The organism is Pseudorhodoferax sp. (assembly GCF_047601025.1).
GTDB lineage: Bacteria > Pseudomonadota > Gammaproteobacteria > Burkholderiales > Burkholderiaceae_C > Pseudorhodoferax.
In genome coordinates, this window is the sequence record NZ_JASGJZ010000001.1 from 5,301,571 (window position 1) to 5,317,438 (window position 15,868).

11 protein-coding genes are annotated in these 15,868 nt (G+C 68.7%); 1 reads left to right on the top strand and 10 read right to left on the bottom strand.

The window, feature by feature from the left end:
- Positions 1 to 57: 57 nt before the first annotated feature.
- The 3 genes from QM782_RS24445 to QM782_RS24455 all read right to left on the bottom strand — a co-directional run bounded on the left by QM782_RS24445 (position 58) and on the right by QM782_RS24455 (position 2,842).
- Positions 58 to 1,422 carry an MFS transporter gene (locus QM782_RS24445; protein ID WP_415205460.1) on the bottom strand — a complete coding sequence of 455 codons (1,365 nt, stop codon included), beginning with the start codon at positions 1,420 to 1,422 and terminating at the stop codon, positions 58 to 60.
- A 240-nt stretch (positions 1,423 to 1,662) separates the two neighbouring features.
- Positions 1,663 to 2,346, bottom strand: coding sequence for a carboxymuconolactone decarboxylase family protein (locus QM782_RS24450; RefSeq protein ID WP_415205461.1), 684 nt, complete (start codon positions 2,344 to 2,346; stop codon positions 1,663 to 1,665).
- Positions 2,347 to 2,443: 97 nt separating this feature from the next.
- Entirely contained in the window at positions 2,444 to 2,842 is a 399-nt protein-coding gene (locus QM782_RS24455; protein WP_415205462.1) for a cupin domain-containing protein, read from the bottom strand.
- Between the two features lie 228 nt (positions 2,843 to 3,070).
- On the opposite strand from QM782_RS24455, the gene QM782_RS24460 reads away from it, so the two are divergent.
- Entirely contained in the window at positions 3,071 to 4,009 is a 939-nt protein-coding gene (locus tag QM782_RS24460; RefSeq protein ID WP_415205463.1) for a LysR family transcriptional regulator, read from the top strand.
- Positions 4,010 to 4,111: 102 nt separating this feature from the next.
- Here QM782_RS24460 and QM782_RS24465 read toward each other — a convergent pair whose 3' ends face one another.
- The 7 genes from QM782_RS24465 to QM782_RS24495 all read right to left on the bottom strand — a co-directional run bounded on the left by QM782_RS24465 (position 4,112) and on the right by QM782_RS24495 (position 15,810).
- Positions 4,112 to 6,289 (bottom strand): TonB-dependent receptor, encoded by a 2,178-nt coding sequence (locus QM782_RS24465; RefSeq protein ID WP_415205464.1) that lies wholly within the window; start codon positions 6,287 to 6,289, stop codon positions 4,112 to 4,114.
- Positions 6,290 to 6,480: 191 nt separating this feature from the next.
- Entirely contained in the window at positions 6,481 to 7,515 is a 1,035-nt protein-coding gene (locus tag QM782_RS24470) for an ABC transporter substrate-binding protein (protein ID WP_415205465.1), read from the bottom strand.
- Between the two features lie 87 nt (positions 7,516 to 7,602).
- Positions 7,603 to 9,777 carry a FepA family TonB-dependent siderophore receptor gene (locus tag QM782_RS24475; protein WP_415205466.1) on the bottom strand — a complete coding sequence of 725 codons (2,175 nt, stop codon included), beginning with the start codon at positions 9,775 to 9,777 and terminating at the stop codon, positions 7,603 to 7,605.
- Between the two features lie 292 nt (positions 9,778 to 10,069).
- Positions 10,070 to 11,530, bottom strand: coding sequence for a methyltransferase regulatory domain-containing protein (locus tag QM782_RS24480; protein ID WP_415205467.1), 1,461 nt, complete (start codon positions 11,528 to 11,530; stop codon positions 10,070 to 10,072).
- Positions 11,530 to 14,058: a FepA family TonB-dependent siderophore receptor gene (locus tag QM782_RS24485; RefSeq protein WP_415205468.1), complete on the bottom strand. Its 2,529-nt coding sequence runs from the start codon at positions 14,056 to 14,058 to the stop codon at positions 11,530 to 11,532. Before QM782_RS24485 ends, QM782_RS24480 begins: the two co-directional genes overlap by 1 nt.
- A gap of 227 nt (positions 14,059 to 14,285) precedes the next feature.
- The gene (locus QM782_RS24490; protein ID WP_415205469.1) at positions 14,286 to 15,335 is read right to left on the bottom strand and encodes a FecR family protein; all 1,050 of its coding nucleotides are present in this window, start codon (positions 15,333 to 15,335) and stop codon (positions 14,286 to 14,288) included.
- Positions 15,322 to 15,810 carry a sigma-70 family RNA polymerase sigma factor gene (locus tag QM782_RS24495; RefSeq protein WP_415205470.1) on the bottom strand — a complete coding sequence of 163 codons (489 nt, stop codon included), beginning with the start codon at positions 15,808 to 15,810 and terminating at the stop codon, positions 15,322 to 15,324. Before QM782_RS24495 ends, QM782_RS24490 begins: the two co-directional genes overlap by 14 nt.
- Positions 15,811 to 15,868 lie beyond the last annotated feature (58 nt).

A 15,868-nucleotide genomic window follows, 5' to 3' on the forward strand; every position in this document is an offset into this window, starting at 1 on the left:
CATGGGGAGCCTGTCCATTTCCTGCCGCAGGAGGGACCACGCGGCGCGCGCGTCCCGTCAGGCCCGGCGCGGCAGAGAAGCGGACGGCTGAAGGCGCATGCCCATCGCCGCCGTGACCAGCGCAAGGCCAGCCGCCAGCAGCAGGCTGATGCGCATCCCCGCCATGAAACTGGGCGCCTGCGCCAGCAGCGCGCCGAATACCGCCACCGCCAGCGCGCCGCCCACCTGCCGGCTGGTATTGAACACGCCGCTGGCCGTGCCCGCCAGCGCGCCTGGCACGCTGGCCAGCAACACCGCCGTCACCGGCGGCGCGACGAAGGGCCCGGCCAGGCCCACCAGCACCATCCATGCGGCGATCCAGGTCACCGGCGCCGTGGCCGGCAGCGCCGCCACGGCCACCAGCCCGGCCGCCATGCTCACCAGGCCGCACACGATCATGGCGCGCGCGCCGAAGCGGCGCACCAGGCGCGCACTGAACGGCGTGAGCACCAGGCCGACCAGCATCATCGGCAGGAAAGCCACGCCGGTTTGCGGCGCCGACAGGCCGCGCTGCTGCTGCAGGTACAGGCTCATCACGAACGGCAGGCCGAAGTAACCGACCATGAAGGTGAAGCCCACCGCCATGGAAATGCGGGCGTTGCGGGGCGCCAGCAGGCCTGCGGGCACCATGGGGTGCGCCCCGCGCAGCTGCGACCCGGCGAAGGCGGCCAATGCCAGCAGCGCCAGCGCGAAGGCCGCCAGCACCGGCCTGGCGCCAAGCCCCTGCACGCCGGCCTCGATGGCTCCGTAGACCAGCGCACCCATGGCGAGCACGGCCGTCGCCTGCCCCACCGCATCGAAGGGCACGGAACGGCGCGGCGACGCCGGCGTGCGCGCCAGGAACACCAGGGTCGCCAGGCCGACCGGCAGGTTGGCGAAGAAGATCCAGCGCCAGTCCAGCGACACCAGCCAGCCGCCGATGACCGGGCCGGAGGTGGCCGCCACCGCACCGCCCATCGCCCACCAGGCCACCGCCTGCCCGCGCCGGATCGGGTCGGGATACGCCTGCCGGACCAGCGCCATGGACGCCGGCATCATCGCCGCCGCACCGATGCCCTGCGCCAGCCGCGCAGCAACCAGCACCGGCAGCGAAGGCGCCCATCCGCACGCGATCGAAGCCAGCACGAAGACCGCCAGCCCCATGCCGAAGGCCCGGCGTGCGCCGATGCGGTCGGCCAGCGCCCCGGCCGACAGCAGCAGCGCCCCGAACATCAGCGTGTAGCCGTCCACCACCCATTGCAGGCCGTCCACGCCGGCGCCGAGGTCGTGGGCCAGCGTGGGCAGCGCCACGTTGACCACGACGGCGTCCAGCGTGATGACGAAGAACCCCAGGAGGGCCGCGATCAGTGTCGCCAGCGCGCGGCGCTGCTCCCCTGGCGCCAAGGCATCCGGTCCGTGCGTGGATGCAAGGCCTGGCTCCGGCGGCATCACGGCATCAGCAGCGCCGTGTTGGCGCGGCGCCCATCCATAGGCTCGATGCCGCGGGGCACGGCCACGGGCCGGAGCCGCAGACGCAGGTGGCGGCGATGCGCGCGATGGCATCGGCGGGTTGGGGAACGGCGTGGGCGGGACATTCCTCGAGACGGATCTCGCGCGGCCCGTACGGCATGGCGGCCTGCATGGCTATCGCTTCTCCGCAGGCAGGGTCGCCAGATGCCGCTCCAGCGCCTCGCGTGCCCGGCTGGCGGCCGCGGCATCCACGCGCTCGCCCAGCACCTGGGCGAGCTGGCGCAGTTGCCCCGCCGTCAGGCCCACGTTCATGCCGATCTTCATGTGCGCCTGCAATTGCGGCTCGGCGCCGGGCAGCGCCGACAGCATGCCCACGGTGGCCAGTTCGCGGCTTGGCCAGTCGAGGTTGTCGCGCTCGAAGATGTCGCCGAACAGGTGCGTGCGCAGGTACTCGTTCGCCGTGGGCGCGAAGTCGAACAGCGGCCCGCCGACCGGCCCACCCGAAAGCCGGGTCTGGTTGGCCGTGCCGGCGGCCAGCAGCGCATCGCCCTTCGGGATGGCGCGGCTGGGTTCGCGGCCGGGCGCATCCTGGATGCCGCGCTGCCGGCGTGCCTCCAGCACCTTCACCAGCACGCCCAGCGCATTGAGGCTGCGCGGAAAGCCGGCGTAGGCGTAGAGCTGCACCAGGATCTCGCGCGCGTCGCTGATCGTCATGCCGGCGTCCAGCCCCTGGTTCAGGGCGGCATCGAGTCCGGCCATGTCGCCTGCGGCGGCGAAGGCGGCAATGGGCACGATGGCTTGCTGGCGGGCTGTGAGGGTGTCGCAAGCGCTGGACGCGCTGGCTGGAACTGGGTTCATCGGTCGGGTTTCCTGTGCGTGGGCGGCCTGGCTCGGTCCGGCGGCCAGCCCCAGCGCCACGGCGAGCGCGGCGGTGCTGCGGCGCGCACCACGGCGCTCAACGGGCGTTGTACTGTGCATCGGTGACCTGCTCCATCCACTCGACGTTCTTGCCGTCCAGCGCCTCCTGGACGGCGATGTGCGTCATGGCGGTGGTGGGCGAAGCGCCGTGCCAGTGCCGGTGGCCCGGCGGGCACCAGACGACGTCGCCGGCGCGGATCTCGACGATGGGCCCGCCCTCGCACTGCGTCCAGCCGCAGCCGGCGGTGACGATCAGCGTCTGGCCCAGCGGATGGGTGTGCCAGGCCGTGCGCGCGCCCGGCTCGAAGGTGACGGCGGCGCACGACACGCGCGCCGGCGGGGGCGGATTGTTCAGCGGGTCGATGCGCACCGTGCCGGTGAACCACTCGGCAGGCCCTTTCAGGGAGGATTGGGAGCCGGCGCGTTTGAGTTCCATGGTGTTTCCTTTCCGTGTTCGAGGCGGGCGTTGCCCGGCGTGGCCGCTTCCCCCGCGCGCTCCGTGCCGGCACGGAACTCCTGGGTCGGCCGCGGCCTGCCGATCGCCGAAAAGCCTGCGAGAACGCGGCGCCTGCACAGGCCAGATGGTCTGCGAGGAACTGTAGGGCGCCTCCCATTGACTGAGAAGATCGCAAGATCGACATACGATGGTGCAAGGCACTCACCAATGACGAAGGAAAACCTCAACGACCTGCAAGCCTTCGTGGCCGTGGCCCGCGAGCGCAGCTTCACCCGCGCCGCAGCGCAGCTGGGGCTGTCGCGTTCGGCGCTGAGCCACGCGATGCTGGCCCTGGAAGCCCGCCTGGGCGTGCGGCTGCTGACGCGCACCACCCGCAGCGTGTCGACCACGCAAGCCGGGGCGAGGCTGCTGGACGCGGTGGCACCCCGGCTCGACGAGATCGAACTGGAACTGGGCTCGCTCAGCGCCCTGCGCGACAAGCCCGCCGGCACGGTGCGCATCACGGCGCACGACCACGCCATCTCCACCGTGCTCTGGCCGCGGCTGCTGCCGCTGCTCAAGGACTACCCCGACGTCCACGTCGAGTTCAGCGTGGACTATGCGTTCACGGACATCGCGGCCCATCGCTTCGATGCGGGCGTGCGCAGCGGCGACCGCGTGGACAAGGACATGGTCGCCGTGCGCATCGCGCCCGACCTGCGCATGGCCGTGGCGGCGTCACCCGGCTATCTGGCGGGCAGGACGCCGCCGCGGACGCCCCACGATCTCACGGAACACCATTGCATCAACCTGAGGCTGCCCACGCACGGCGGCCTGTACGCCTGGGAGTTCCAGAAGGCCGGGCGGGCCGTCAACGTGCGCGTGGGCGGCCAGGCCACATTCAACAACACCTTCCTGATGCTGCAGGCGGCGCTGGACGGGCTGGGCTTCGCCTTCGTGCCCCTGGACATCCTGCAGCCGCACATCGACGCCGGCCGGCTGGTGCCCGTGCTGGAGGACTGGTGGCCATCGTTCCCCGGCTACCACCTGTACTACGCGAACCGCAAGCAGATCGCGCCGGCGCTCGCCCTGGTGATCGAGGCACTGCGGTGGCATGCGGGGATGGAGCCTCGAAGCCACCCCGCCTCACCGCCGGGCCCTGCATAGCTTCCCGGATCAACGCTGACGCGGTTCTTCCGTGTCAGCGCCGGCCTGTCCGACAGGAGGCGAAACCGGCTCCACACCGGCACTCTCCCGCGCAGCGTCGAGTCAGAAGTCCACCTGGGCCGACAGCATCAGCGTGCGAGGAGCGCCCACGGTCGTATAACCCGAGGCTGTCACCCAGTAGGCCTTGTCGGCCACGTTCTCCAAGTTGGCCCGGAACACCACGGGCTTGTTGGCCAGCTTGGTAGCGTAGCGCGCACCGATATCCACGCGCGTCCAGCTCGGCATGCGCAGCGTATTGGCGGCGTCATAGTAGATGGCAGACGTGTTGATCACGCGGCCGTTCAGGCTCAGGCCCGGCACCCAGGGCAGGTCCCAGTCCAGGCCCAGGTTGAAAGTGCGGTCCGGCACGCCATTGGCGTCCTTGCCCTGGTTCATGCCACCCTGCGTCCGGGTAAGCTTGGCATCGTTGAACGCGGCGCTGGCCATCACGCGCAGGCCACGCTGGACTTCACCATAGGCCGTCAGCTCCAGGCCGCGGTTGCGCGTCTCGCCACCGAAACTGTAGATGTTGGTAACCGGATCGGTCATCGCGTTCGGACGCTTGATCTGGTACAGCGCCGCCTGGGTGATCAGGCGACCCCAGTCGGCTTTCACGCCGACCTCGTACTGCTTGGACTTCTGCGGCGCGAACACTTCGCCAGCATTGGCCGTGCTGGCCCCGGCGACGCCACCGGCATTCAGACCCGCAGTGTAGTTACCGTACACCGAAACGTTCTGTACCGGCTTGAACACCAGGCCGACCAGCGGCGTGACGGCATCGGCCTTGTAGCTAGTGGCACCGGTCTCGGCCTTCTGGTGGATGGTCTGGTCGCGCAGGCCCAAGGTGACGAGAAAGCGGTCGTTGACGAACGCCAGCGTGTCGGCCACCGCGAAGCTGGATTGCACCAGCTCGCCGGTTTTGGTGGGCGCAAGACGCGGGAATGTGATCGTCGGCAGGGGCGATGGGTTATAGATGTTGGAACTGGCAGGGGCCGTGGTCAGTTTGTAGAAGTAACCGCTTTCCCGCCCCATGCGGTTCGCGGAGACCACCACGGTATGGCCGACGCTGCCGGTCTTGAAGCGCGTGCGCACGCCGACTTCGCCGGACGTCGTCTTGTTGTATTCGTCGTAGTAGCCGTTGTTGACCGAGAAGTTTCCCTGCGAGTCGATGCGCAGATCCTGCGGCCTCGTCACGGCCGTCGGGAAGTTCTGGTCGCTGGAGACATCGCTGTAACCGATGCCGCCGTAGACCACGGTGCTGTCGTCGATGTCGTACTCGACGCGCGTGATCGCGGTCTTGGCCTCGTCTGTCAGCACCGTGCCAGGATTCCAGTTCGTGCGGGCATCCGGCACGGCCGGGACCTGCGTGATGCCCGCGCGGAAGGCGCTCTGCGGGCGAAACTCCGTGGTCTTGCCGCTGGAAGCCAGCAGGTCTGCGGACCAGCGCAGGCGGGCGCCGGTGTAGTCCACGCCCAGCGAACCCAGGTCCAGGCGCTGACGGCCACCATCGATATTGCCTTCTCCGTTGCGCCAGACCACGTTGGCACGCACGCCCCATTGGTTGTCCTCGCCGAAGCGACGGCCCACGTCCAGGTGGGCGCCGAACTGGGCCTTGCCCATGTAAGTGGCGGTCAGCCGGGTCAGCGGTGCGTCGCCCGCGCGTTTGGTCACGACGTTGATGCTGCCGCCCACGCTGCCGTTCGGACCGACGCCATTGGTCAGCGCGCCGGGGCCCTTGAGCACCTCGACGCGTTCGATCACCTCCAGCGGCATGCGGGTGGACGGGACCAGACCGTACAGGCCGTTCAAGCTGGTGTCGCGCGCAGAGACGCCGAAACCGCGGATTTGGAAGTCTTCGCCGTAGCCGCCGCGCGCCTGCAGCGTGCGCACGGAAGCGTCGTTCATGACCACGTCCGAGACGGTCAGGCCCTGCTGGTTCTCGATCAGCTCCAGGGTGTAGTTGGTCGTGCTGAACGGCACGTTCATGAGATCGGTGCGGCCCAGGATGCCCAGGTCGCCACCGCGAGCGAACTGGCCTCCCGAATAGGTTTTTTGCAGCCCGCCAATGGACTCGGCCTGGTCGGAGACGGTGACTTCGTTCAACTTGGCGTCCGTGGAAACCGCCTGGGCCGAGGCGCCTGCTGCCGCGATGGCGAGGCCGGCACTCAGGCCGTGGCGGATCAGGCGCGTCAGCGGCGCGTAGGGGAAATGCGGCTCATCGCGGTGAGTGTGCACGGACATGGAGTTCTGGATAAAGGTAGAAGGACGCGTGGATACAAAGCGATGCTGGCGTCGAAACACAAATGAAAATACTTCCCAATCGCGAATGATTCTACGAGAGAGCCGGCGAGCCGGGTGACATCACCGGCCAACGGTGCAACCTCTGCAATGCGCTCATAGAGCCGCGGCGACCAGGGTCCCGCGGCACTCCGCTACCGGGCGTGCCGGGCGAACGCTGCTTCGACCTGGCGCAAACTGCTCTCCAGCAGGCCCAGACTGCCAGCCATCAAGTACCAGCTGGCACCGTCCTGGTCGAGAAATACGACCTTCTTCTGCTTCCAGGCCCGGCTGTTGGCGACGACCGGCGTGGCAGCCATGGTCTCGGCCGCCTTGGGCTCGCCGAATGCAGCGTTGCGGTCCACCACGAACAGCCAGTCCGGCTCGCGCCCCATCACGTCGGCGAGGTACTTGGCCTCGGCCGCCTGGCGCGTCTTCTGCTCGGCATCGGCGGCGGCCTTGGCGGCGGGGTCGTCCGTGGCGGCGGCGCGATTGGCCGGCGGCCTGCCGCTGCTCAGCCCCGCGCCGTCGGCCGGCGTCAGGACGGAGCGGATGCCGATCAGCTCGTACAGCATGCCGAAGCGCGCATCCGCCTGCTGGGGCATTACGCGGTTGCCGACGTTGAACATCACCAGTCCCGTGCCCTGCCCGGCCGCGCTCGCGTGCAGAGCACGTACCCAGGCGCGCAACGCATCGGCATGGTTGCGACCCAGCGCTTCCTGGCCGAGGGCAGTACCCAGCGCAACGAGGTTCCGGGCAACGCTCTCCACGAAGCGTGCGTTGTCGATCGACAGTTCGACGACCGGCGCGATGGCCTTGAACGCATCGGTCGAGCTGCCGCGCCCGCGCCCACCGGAGACGATGAGGTCGGGCTTGAGCGCCGCGAGTTGCTGCACCTGCGGATTGGGCTGGCCCTCCTCGGCGCGGCCGGAGACCAGCTTCACGTACCGCTCGTGCGCATACTTGGCGAGCAGGTGCCTGGGCCAGCGGGCCGTGGACTCGCCGGCGGGCGGCGCCGGCACGATGGCGACCGCCGCGCCCAGGGCGTCCAGCGTGTCGAGCGCACCCAGGTTCAGCGCTGCGACCTTCCTGGCGGGCCCAATGGCCTGCGCGGACGAGGCGCCGGCCGTGAGCGCGTTCAGGGCCAGGGCTGCGGTGAAGGTGCGGCGGGACAATATCGGTGTTCTCACGATGGTTCTCCTTGGGGATGAGCGCAGGCGCTCGGAAGACGGGCCCGCAGGCCCCGAGGCGCCGGGCCCGGCCCGGCTGCGAAAGCGCTAGAAGTCGCTGGTGAAGCTGACGTAGTAGCCGCGGCCCGGCTCGTTGTACGTCGCCGCACCGGCATTGCCCGTACTGTTGGACTTGCGCGTGATGATCTTGTCGAACAGGTTGGTGACACCGAAGCTCAGCCGGTTGTTCTTGTCGAACCGGTAGCTGCCGCTCAAGCCGGCCATGGTGTACGAGGCCACTTCGGTCAGGCCGGCTTGCGTGGCCGGCTGGTTGCTGAAGGACGTGTTGTTCGTTCGCGGCTTCTGCCGGCCGTAGAAGGTCGCCGTGAGCTGGGCCGAAAGCTTGTCGTTCACGGTCCAGTCCAGCGTGCTGTTGACGGTGTACTTCGGGATGATGGAGACGGGCTGGCCGCTCTGCTTCCCGTTGTTGCTGAACATCCAGGTGAAGTTGTTGATCAGCTTCAGGTGCCGGCCGGACTCGCCCAGCAGCGGCACCGTCAGGCTGCCCTCCAGGCCGTGGATCAGCGCCGCACCGCCGTTCAGCCAGCGCGTGGTCATCAGGCCGTTGACCGGATTGCGCTCCAGGTTGACCAGATCGGTGGCGATCTTGTTCTTGTAGTCGTTGCGGAAGTAAGCCACGCTGGCCGCCCAGCCGTTCTGCGGACTCCAAGCCGCGCCGAGCTCGTGGTTCACGCTGATCTCGGGATCCAGGTTCGGATTGCCGACGATCTCGCACTGGCCCAGGCCGCCGCAGCCGTTGCCCATGCTGCTCCAGCGGTAGCCGGGGTTGAGCTGGTACAGGTTGGGGGCCTTGAAGACGCGTGCGATGCCGCCCTTGATGCTCCATTCCGGCGACAGGTGGTACGTGGCGTTCAGGCTCGGGCTCCAGTTGCTGCCGAACTGATCGTGGTGGTCCACGCGCACGCCGGGCGTCACGATCAGATCGTCGCCCACGCCGATGTTGTCTTCCAGATACAGCGCGAAGGTCTTGGCTTCGCCGGCACTCTGGTCCCATGCCGCCACGTTGGGGTCCTTGAGCTTTTCCTGGCGGAACTCGAAGCCGCTGGTCAGCACTTGACCCAGGCCGAACAGCTGGACAGGGGTATGGAGCTCACTGTTCAGGAAGGTGTTGTTCAACTCGGAGACGGGGAAAACCGTCAGGGAGTTGCAGTTGCCGTCGCCGCCGCCGGCCGTGCCCTTCTGGCAGTTGGCCGTGCGGGTGCTCTCGTACTGCAGCGTGGTGCGCGAATCGCCGAGCTCGCCCCATTTGCCGCGGTGCGTGACCGCTCCCGTCTGGCGGTAGACACGGCGCACTTCGGAGCCGATCAACTGCGCGGAAACGGAGTCCGATCCGGGATCGGTCACGCCAGTGACCGATTCACCGGTGTAGATGTTGCCCTGGCGGCTGAAGCCAGCCTCGAACTCGACGACATGGTCCGGCGTGAGCTGCCAGCGCAGCAGGCCGTTGAGATCGCGGTTGCGCGTGCCCTCGCGGCCCGCGGCAAGAAAGTCGCCCTCCTCGTCCACGTTGGCGGTGACGGGATCGCCGTCCGTCTTGGCGACGTTGCCATAGATCCGGAAAGCCAGGTTCCCGCCCAGCGGCCCGGACGCATGGAAGCCCAGGCGCCGCGTGTCGCCGCCGCCGTCCACGGCGCTGTTGTACAGCGTGATGCCGCCCGCGAGCTTGTCCCCGGGCTTCTTCGTGATGATGTTGATGACGCCGCCGGCCGCGCCCGAGCCGTAGCGCGCTGCCGCCGGGCCGCGGATGATCTCGATGCGCTCGATCTGGTCCGGCGGCACCCAGTTGGTATCGCCGTGCGTATCGCGTTCACCACTGCGCCGCATCATCGCCCCGCTGCGCGACAGCACGGGCTTGCCGTCGATCAGGATCATCGTGTTCTCGGGCCCCATGCCGCGCAGATCGATCTGCCGCTGGTTGCCGTAGCTGCCGGAAGCGCTGTTGCCGGTCAGGTTGACGCCGGGCTGGGTACGCAGGATCTCGGCGAGGTCGTTGGCGGGCGGCCGGCGCTCGAGGTCTTCCTCCGTGATGACGGACACGCCGAGCGACTGGCGCAGTTCTTCCTCCGCCGTGCCCAGCACGCGGATCTCCTGCAGGCTTCCGCCTTCGCTGCTCTGCTGGGCCGCCAGCGGCAACGCCGACAAGGCAAGGCTGACCGCGGCGACGGAGCGCCTGACGGGGAAACGGGCAAATGCTGATGACATGGATGTGCCTCTTTGACGAATGAATCGGATGAACCGGCACGGCTTCGGCCGCGCGGATGAAGGAGAAATCGGCGAGTCGACGCCGCCGGCGGCGCTCACGCGCCCATGGAAGTCCGCACCGGGCGCGCCGAAGCACGCCTCGGCCCGGGATGCGCCTGCGGCCGGTGCATGCAGGCCGCTGCGGCCACACGGGCCCGTCGGAGCGAACGGAATGGATAGATCTGTCGCATGGATGTCTTCGAAGAAGAAATGGAAGCGGGCACCTCCTTCGGTCGCAGGAGGCGGGCGGAACTCAGGACATGCGCTGCAACGAATGTCCACTCGGCGGCTTGTCCGCGATGCGGAAGGCCGAGCCGATCGGGCCGTGGGCGCGAATCGCTCCGTTGTAGGGCTTGGGCAGCTTGTCCAGCGCCTCGTTGAAGCGGCCTGCCGCGCTGCCGGCGGCGACGCCGCGTGCGGTATCCGGCCGGACGAAATGCAGCCAGCCGGCCCAGGCGAGCATCTGCAGCAGGCTGTTGATCGCCCCGGGCTGGGCGGCATAGGCCGGCAATTGCGCCAGTTCGGCGTAGCTCCGCGAACCGCCTTGCAATGCGTTCAACAGCGGGGCGACGTGCTGCATCGGCAGCCCGACAGGGCCGATGCGTGATTGGAAGGTCAAGGTTCCCTGCGCCGGCACGGTTTCGCCAGGCGCGTCCGGCAGCAGGCAGACGCGCTGCGCCAGCAGTGCTCGGCGATGCTGCTGCTCGCCCAGCACGTTGCCGTCCGGATGGCGGCGCTGATAGAGGTCGGCGCGCGAGACCTGGTTGCGCGCCAGGTCCTTGAAGGTCTCGACTTCGGCGCTCGTGGCGCCTTGCGCCCGCAACTGCTGCAACAGGACCGAGCCGCGTTCGGGCAGGGAGGCATCGTCAATGTTCTCGTAGGGCGCCGCACTGCCGATGAACTCGCAGTCCACCGCTGCGAAATCCTCCATCACGTCGGAGACGTGCAAGGCATCCCAGTGCCGGTTGAGGAGGTCATGGGCCTGGTAGGCGGCCCCCTCCTCGTCCAGGCTGTCGGCGGCGGGAATGTTCGCCAAAGCACTCGGGACATCCTGGAAATAGCCCAAGCCGGCATGCGCCATGCGATGCAGCAGCGCGATGGCGTCACGCGCCTTCGCGGCGCTGGAACCCGGACGGTCCTGCGTGTGCAGCCGCACCATGCGCTGCGCCGCAGCGAACGACGCCGATCCCGGCTGGCTGAGATAGCCGAGGTACAGGATGCCGCCTGGCTTGAGGTGCTGCCGCACCAATGTGCGGATCGCCAGGCGCTGCCGGGGGCCGATCCAGGAATAGACGCCATGCACGACGATGAAGTCGCACGCGGGCAGACCGAGCCCGTCCACGCCCGCGGCCCGCTCGAAGCCAAGGCCGAGGAACTGTGCGTTGGGCACGCCCGCAGATGCAGCGAGCGCGTGGGCGCGCTCGATGGCGCGCGGATTGGCGTCGATGCCGATGAATCGCCCCAGCGGATTGGTGGCGGCCGCGAGTACGGCGCCCAGCCCGCTGCCGCAGCCCAGTTCCAGCCAGGTGTAGGGCACCGCCAGGTCCGGCGCGCGCCGGCCGATGGCCGTCGCCACCGACGCCAGCCACAGCGGCATGGTTTCGCGGAAGAAATGCCGAGGGTATTCAGCGTCGGCGATATAGCCGGCCATATCGTGCGGCGGCGTGCCGGAGAAGCGCGCGCCCCGCTCCATGGATGGATGGGCCTGGACCATCAGAACGACGCCGTGAGGGTCAGGTAATAGGCACGGCCCGGCTCGTTGTAGGTCAAGGCGCCTGCGCCGGTGGAAATGACCCGGGAGTCCGGATCACCGCTCGCCACGTTGCCCGCCGCCAGGCGGGCCGCGCGCTTGATCTGGCGATCGAACAGATTGCTGACCCCCAAGCCCAGCCGGAGGGTCTTGTTGATCTCGTAGGTGCCGCTGAGGCCGAGCAACACGTAGGACCCGCGCTGGCGCAGCGCATCACCCACCATCCGGTAGCCGTGGTAGCTCATCGTGCGCGGCTTGCGCCGGCCGTAGAGCGTGGACGTCAGCTGCATCGAGAACCGGTCGGTGGCGCGCCAGTCCAGCGTGCTGTTCAGCGTGTACTTCGGGATGACGGACAGCGGCTGCCCGGTGTCCTTGTTGATGTTCTTGAACATCCAGGTCAGGTTGTTCAGCAGCCTGAGCTGGTTTCCGTTGGGGCCGAGCAAAGGCACGCTGAAGCTGCCTTCCAGGCCATGCACCAGGGCCTTGCCGGAATTGCGCCATTCGAAGTCGATCGGATGATCGACGTCGAATCCACTGAGGGCTTCGGCGATGATGCGATTCTTGTAGTCGTTGCGGAAGTAGGCCAGGCTGGCATTCCAGCCCCGCCGGCCATCCCAGGCCACGCCGATTTCCTGGTTGACGCTGATCTCCGGCTTCAGCGCGGGATTGCCACGCACGGTGCAGTCATAGGAATCGGGATCGAGACCGAGGCCGTTGTACGGACATGCGCCGCCCAGGCCGGATGCGTAGAACGGCGAGGTCTGGTAGGGGGTCGGCGCCTTGAAGACACGCGCGATGCCGCCCTTGAGCGTGAAACCGTCACCCAGCGCGTAGGTCGCGTTCAGGCTTGGGCTCCAGTTGTTGCCGAACTGGCTGTGGTGGTCGAAGCGCAGGCCCGGCGTCAGGATCAGCGCGTCGCCGATGCCGATGTTGTCTTCGACATAGAAGGCCGTCGTGTTGCTCTTCATCTCGACGAACTCAGGGGGCGTCGCCGTGGACAGCAGCGCGTTGTCGTCGAGCAGTTTCATCCTCCGGAGCTCGATGCCGGTCGTCAGCACCTGGTCCAGGCCGCCGAGCTTCAGCGGCGTGTTCAGTTCGCCGTTGAGGAAGTAGTTGTCCATGTCCGAGTTCTGCAGCGCGCCGGCCGTGCCGCAGTTGCCCTCGCCCATGCCGCTGGCACCCTGGCGGCAATTGACGGTGCGGGAGTTCTCGTACTGGAAGATGACGCGCGACTTGCCCACGTCCCCCCAGTCCCCGCGGTGCGTGACCGAGGCGTTCTGCCGGTAGACACGGCGTGTCTCCGCGCCGCGCTCGGCCCACTCGCCGAGCAGTTCGGCCGCCGCGCCGGACGGCGTGGTGTTGGAGGTGTCGCCGGCGTAGCGGTTGCCGAGGCGGCTGAAGCCGGCCTCGAACTCGAGGACCTGGTGAGGCGTCAGATCCCAGCGCAGCAAGCCGTTGAGGTCGCGGTTGCGGCGCCCTTCCCGGCCAGCCACCCAGTTCGGGGAACCATCGTCGAGCACCCCGTTGATGGTCGGCTTGTCGCCGTCGGTCCTGGCCACGTTGCCGTACAGGCGGAACGACAGGTTCTCTGACATCGGCCCGGCGAGGTTGAAGCCGAGGCGGCGCGTGCCATGGCCTTCCAGGCTGCTCTCGGGCTTGCTGAGGTAGGTCGTCACCGAGCCCGTGAGCGTGCCGGTCGGCTTCTTGGTGATGATGTTCACCACGCCACCCGAGGCACCCGAGCCGTAGCGCGCTGCCGCCGGGCCGCGAATGATTTCGATGCGCTCGATCTGGTCGGGCGGCACCCAGTTGGTGTCGCCGCTGGTGTCGCGGTCGCCCGTGCGGCGCGTGATGGCGCCCTGGCGCGACTGCACCGGCTTGCCGTCGACCAGGATCATGGTGTTCTCCGCGCCCATGCCGCGCAGATCGATCTCGCGCTGGTTGCCGTAGGCACCGACGGAACTGGCGCCCGAGAAACTGACCCCGGGCTGGGTCATCAGGATCTCGGCCAGGTCGTTGGCCGGCGGACGGCGCTCCAGGTCTTCCTGCGTGATGATGGACACGCCCAGCGACTGGAGCAACTGGTCTTCCGCCGTCGCCGTCACGCGGATCTCGTGCAGAGCGGGCGTGCCGATGCCCGGCCCGGACGATGCCGCGACCGGCACGCGCCGCAGTGCATAGCCCCCATCCGCGGTACGCACGGCTTCGAGACCCGTGCCGGCAAGTAACCGGGCGAGCCCCTGCTCGACGGCGTAGCGCCCCTGCAAGCCCGGGCTGCGCAGCCCGGAAGTGAGCTGGGGGTCCGCGGCCAGCAGCAGCCCCGCCGCCCGGCCGAAGCGGCCGATCGCCTCGTCCAGCGGGCCCGCGGGAATCTCGTAGACGCGCAGATTCTCGGTCTGGGCATGAACCGGCCCGGCGGGCAACAACCAGGCCGTGCCGGCCGTGGCGCCGAGTACGGCTGCATGCACCGCGGCCGCCAGCAACGCCGGCATGGGTGGCTGCGAAGCCTTGGGCCTGGAACACAAGGGGGCGAAACGGCGGGTCATGAACGAACGGTCCTCCGGCAAATACAGACATGGAAGGACAGTGGCTGACCGCTGCAACGCTGCGCAGCGCCATGACGACGCGAGTGGGCTGTGTCCTGCTACCGTGTATGACGCGCAGGACGCGCTGATCTCCCCCCCCTCTTTTTTGTTTTTTCTCTGGCCGGGTACGCGGATCAGGCCGGCGCCACCGTCACCCACCAGCGCGAGCGGTACACGACGCGCACTGGCAGGATGTGCGCCAGCATGGACAGCACGCGATCGGTGTCGGCGAGCGGAAAGCTGCCGGTGACACGCAAGGGGCCGACCGCAGGATCGCAGCGCAGGACGCCCCGGCGCCAATGCGCCAGTTCCGCCAGGAAGGCATCCAGGCGCTGGCGCTCGGCCACCAGCATGCCCTCGGCCCAGGCACCCGTACCGGGGAGAACCGGCGCCGGCGGCTGCACGACACGGTACCGGTCGAAACCGGCCTGCTGTCCGGGTTGCAGCATCAACGGCAACCCGGCTTCCCGCGGCTGCAGCCGCACATGCCCGGCCAGCACCGACACCTGCGTGACGGCGGCGCCATGGCGACTGACCGTGAACTGGGTACCCAATGGAGTGGCCGTGCCTTCGGTCGTGACGACTTGCAGCGGCCGCCCCGCCGGGTCGTGCCCGGAGTCGACGAGGATTTCTCCGGCATGCAGCAGGATCCGGCGCTCACGCGGCGTGAAGCGCAGATCCACCGCGGCCGCGCTGGACAAGTGCAGCCGGGTGCCGTCGTCCAGCACCACGGCCCGCGTCTCGCCGGTCGCGGTCTGCAGATCGGCGGCCAAACGCGGCCAGGGCGTATGTCCGCGCAGCATCCAGGCGGACACGGCCGCGCCGGTCAGGCCCAGCGTCCATCCATTGAACTTGCGGCGGGCTTGCCGCCGGACGAGTTCGCGCAGGGTCTCCCGCGCCACGGCGGCCGACACCGGACTCCACCCGTCGTGCGGCAGGCTGCGCTGCAGGTCGTGGTCGAGCGCCGCCAGGCGCTGCCAGGCCAGTTCGTGGCGGGGGTCGGCGGCACGCCAGGCCTGGCAGTCCCGGGCGTCGGCGGCAGTCGCGGCCTCAGACTGCAGGCGGGCCATCCAGTCTGCGGCCTGGCCCACGACGGCCGGCGGCAGGGCCTCGCCCTCCTGCTGCCGTGCCGCCGAGGCCGCGTGCAAGGCGAATGGATGGCCCTCCGGTTCAGGCGTGCTCATAGACCGCCACGTAGCAATGCTGCAGCGCCCGGGAGACGGCCTTCTGCACGGCCTTGGGCGAGATGCCCAGCGCCTGGGCGATCTCCGCGTGGCTCAGCCCGTCCAGGCGCGACAGCAGGAAGATTCGTCGTGTGCGGTCGTTGAGGCCGTCGAGGATCCGGCTGACGGCCTGCACCGCCTCGACGATGGCCAACTGGGTCTCCGGCGACGGCACGCAATCCTCGGGCAGTGCGGCTACGGCCTGCAGGTAGGCCTGTTCCACGGCCTGCCGGCGATAGTGGCTGACGGCCAAATGCTGCGCGACCGATCGCAGGTAGGCCCGGGGCTCGCGCAATGCCGGCAGCACCTGGCCCTGCTGGCGCAGCAGGCGTTCGAACGTGTCGTGCGCAAGATCGGCAGCACGATCGCAGCATCCCAGCTTGCGCCGCAGCAACTGCAGCAACCAGGCGTGGTGTTCGCGGTAGATCGCGTCCATGGTGTTCTGCATTGCCGCCCGATCGCCAGAAAAAAGTAGCATGAAAAAAGAATAATAA